This window comes from uncultured Lactobacillus sp. (genome assembly GCF_947367125.1).
In the GTDB taxonomy this organism is placed as follows: domain Bacteria; phylum Bacillota; class Bacilli; order Lactobacillales; family Lactobacillaceae; genus Lactobacillus.
The window spans coordinates 1-2,686 of sequence record NZ_CANBCQ010000076.1 but is presented as its reverse complement, the minus strand read 5'-3'; the positions used below and the strand labels follow the sequence as shown (position 1 = coordinate 2,686).

General features: G+C 35.0%; 2 protein-coding genes. One reads left to right on the top strand and one right to left on the bottom strand.

The features are described from left to right. Nucleotides 1-1,037, bottom strand: a 1,037-nt coding sequence (locus Q0Y84_RS12290; RefSeq protein WP_297954218.1) for a thioester domain-containing protein, incomplete at its 3' end; no start/stop codon positions are given. A 215-nt stretch (nucleotides 1,038-1,252) separates the two neighbouring features. On the opposite strand from Q0Y84_RS12290, the gene Q0Y84_RS12285 reads away from it, so the two are divergent. After that, nucleotides 1,253-2,323, top strand: coding sequence for an SLAP domain-containing protein (locus tag Q0Y84_RS12285; protein ID WP_297954216.1), 1,071 nt, complete (start codon nucleotides 1,253-1,255; stop codon nucleotides 2,321-2,323). Nucleotides 2,324-2,686 lie beyond the last annotated feature (363 nt).

Below are 2,686 nucleotides of genomic sequence, written 5' to 3'. Positions count from 1 at the left end.
TTGGCTTGATCGACCTGATCGCCTTCATCATCATTCTTCTTCAGGTCAAACATTGCCTTGATCGAAGTAGTTGAAGGCGGCGTATCTGGCTTTTGTTCAGGAGCGAAGCTCCAAGTTTTAGTAATCTTATCAGATGGAACAGCAACAAAGGAAACAGTATCTTGGGAGTTTCCACTGTCAGCATTGTACATTGGTGCTTTCAAAGATCGACCTGTAACTGTCATGCTAAGACTACCTTTGCCACTTGCAGGATCAGTTAATTTAACCTTAATAGCATAATTAGCCTTAGCCTTATTAGTAACAGCATGACCTTCTTGGGTAGCCGTCATACCCGTAAGCTTTAAAGTACCCTCCCCTGCTTTCTTTTCACCATTTTCGGTTAAAGTAGGCATAATCGTTGCTGTTCCTTCTTCTTTATTTACGTTTGAAGCAGTGAGCTTTAACTTAGTAGCACCAGTATCTTTAATTTTTTTAGCTTCACTTTGAATATAGTTAAAGATCTTATGTGCAGTTGGATTAATCCATTTAATATCTGAACGAATGGCCCCACATGCTAGCCACACAGCTACTTGTGTAGCATATTCTGCTTCAGATGATTTTCCTGGGAACCCCATTTCTTCTGCAGAGTTAGCACCGAAACCAACCATTAAAACTCGCTTAACAGCTTTGGTAGCTTGTTTACCTTTATATTTGGATGTTGTACCAGGGCCAGGGGTAACCTTATTAGGTTCAAGACAATAGAAACGCATATCTCTATCGCCGACTTTACCATGAATACCTTTATGTTGATCTTCCCAGAAACCGCCAGCAATACTGTAAACGCTTGCCATTTGACCTTTACGTTCTCCAAATGAGTTTTGAAGAATTTTAACATTAACGGGAATGGAGTGCACTTCTAAGTAGTGGTGCCCGTCTGCGAAGATTTTTTGACCGCTTTGCATGAAAATTGGCAAAGCCATGCTTAAAGCTGAAAAGAATTTTAAGCCTTTTCGACTTTTGAGTGCGGTATGACTTTTAAAGTCATTATTACTTTCCATATTTTATCTCCTTCTTTGTTGGATTATAAATCACAGATAACCCCCGAAATCTGTATTTTTATCATAAATTTACTTTTGTTTTTTGTAGGGTATCGTTCCGATTTCAGAAAAATTCAACTTTTTTTGAAAAAATCGCAGAGTTTTTATGAAATGCATTTTTTCATCATGTATTATTAATTTAGAAATTGAAATAAGAAATATAGGAGGTAACTAACATGTTACAAAAGAAAAACGTTACTAAATTACTATCAACCATTACGCTTTCATCAGCTCTATTGCTTTCAGCTACAGTTGTTACGGGCAACGAACAAGCCAATGTAGTAGAGGCAAGCACCAGAAGCGTAAAGCTTACTCACAATGCTTATGTTTACAACTACAAAGGCAAGCGTATTAAAGGAGCAAGAACACTCAAAAAAGGCAGAAGTGTAAAAGCTTACCGCACTAAAACAATTCATGGCAAAAAATACTTATACATTGGAAACCATCGCTATATTAATTTAGCCAATATTAAAAAAACTTCTACCAATAAAGTGTTATTTAAAGTAGAAGTAGTTTATCCATCACCTGCGTATAAGTTGCCTAACAAGCGCATCACTAAAACTTTTGTAGACGGCACAGTTAATGTTTATGCAGAAAAGAAAGATAACCGTGGTAAGACATGGTACAAGGTTGGAACTAATAAGTGGATTAATTCAGAGCTAACGCATAAGATAACTGAGAAGTCTCATCAAGAAGCTGAAACTACCACTAACCAAAATGTTAATACAACTCAAAGTACTCAAACTAATTCAACAAATACTCCAAATGCTAATTCAAGCAGTTCTATTCAGCATAATGAAACCACAAATACAAAATTTAATAATGAATATACAAATATTAAGGATTCCGACTTTGCTACCAAATTAGAACAAGAATTTATTGCGCAATTAAATGAATTACGTCAATCAAAAGGACTAAATCCTTTAGCACTTGATACCTCTTTACAAAAGTATGCCAAAACAAGAGCTACCGAAGCGATTACAAGTTTTAGTCATACAAGACCAGACGGAAGCCACACCCAATACGCAGAAGTGCTTGCTGGAGGTGCAGTAGATAATACTGATACCCCATCTGTACAAGCAAAAATTCGTTTAGATAATTTCATTTATCATGATGCAGGCTCAAATTGGGGACACAGAGACATTCTTTTATCTAGTCAATATACAAAAATTGGTGTAGGTATTGCTTGGAATCCAAATTCCAGCAACGGATTCTTAGGATATAGATTGATAGCTAACTTGAAATAGTATCGAGCTTAAATAAGCACCTGGAAATCAGTTCTTTCCAGGTGCTTATTTTTTGCATAAAAATCTGTTGATTTTGACTTAGGTAAATATACCGCAAATATACTTTAATAGTATAAAAAAAGTATATTACGATTAAAGCTCTATAATATAGTGTGTAGACATAAGTAAATAAATATAGTAGAACAGCAAAAGAGAAGTAACACGAAAACTATTGCACATAGTATATAATAATGCTAGAATGAATATAGATTTAATAAAGAAAGAGGTAAACATAATGCCAACAAAAAAAAATAAATTAATGATTGTCTCGAATGATTTGGGATATGGAGAAGTTAAAGCTTCCATTGATGGTGAATATATCAA